General features: G+C 49.3%; 2 tRNA genes and 2 rRNA genes. All 4 read left to right on the top strand.

Features of this window, described 5'->3' with window-relative positions:
- Nucleotides 1-96 (top strand): 16S ribosomal RNA (locus ACI48I_RS24145); the annotation flags it as partial.
- A gap of 77 nt (nt 97-173) precedes the next feature.
- Nucleotides 174-250: transfer RNA gene (locus tag ACI48I_RS24150), tRNA-Ile, on the top strand.
- 21 nt (nt 251-271) lie between these two features.
- A tRNA-Ala gene (locus ACI48I_RS24155) sits at nt 272-347 on the top strand.
- Nucleotides 348-569: 222 nt separating this feature from the next.
- A 23S ribosomal RNA gene (locus ACI48I_RS24160) occupies nt 570-845 on the top strand; the annotation flags it as partial.

Genomic DNA, 845 nt, shown 5'->3' on the forward strand with positions numbered 1-845 from the left:
ACCGCAAGGAGGGCGCTTACCACGGTAGGATTCGTGACTGGGGTGAAGTCGTAACAAGGTAGCCGTATCGGAAGGTGCGGCTGGATCACCTCCTTTCTAGAGTAGCACCGGGTCTTAGAACCCAGTCACCAAACGCTCACACTTATCGACTGTTGAACAAAGAACACAGTTTCGGGGCTGTAGCTCAGCTGGTTAGAGCACCGTGTTGATAACGCGGGGGTCGTTGGTTCGAGTCCAACCAGCCCTACCAGGTTATTGGCATACCCAATAAGGGGGATTAGCTCAGCTGGGAGAGCACCTGCTTTGCAAGCAGGGGGTCGTCGGTTCGATCCCGTCATCCTCCACCAAAGTTCAAACGTAAGTCATCCAGTTCCTGGTGCGATTTAGGTTTGATCTTTTCGAGATCACTGTTGTTCTGTTCTTTAACAATCTGGAAGAAGTAAAGTTTTTTTAAGCGTGCATGTAAAAGTGCACACTTAGGGTAGTAGTAAGAATCAACAAACATGCAACAAGCTGTACTCCTTGAACTATAGCGCTCCCTGGTGAGTAACCAGGGGCTAACGTTATAGGGACAAGCGAATAAGTGCACATGGTGGATGCCTTGGCGATTACAGGCGATGAAGGACGTAGTAGCTTGCGATAAGCTGCGGGGAGTGAGCAAACACACTTTGATCCGCAGATTTCCGAATGGGGAAACCCGGCCTTTTAGGTCATTGCATGCTGAATACATAGGTATGCAAAGCGAACGCGGCGAACTGAAACATCTAAGTAGCTGCAGGAAAAGAAATCAACCGAGATTCCCAAAGTAGTGGCGAGCGAAATGGGAAGAGCCTGTACGTGATAGT

The sequence above is a fragment of the Massilia sp. LXY-5 genome (assembly GCF_059801075.1).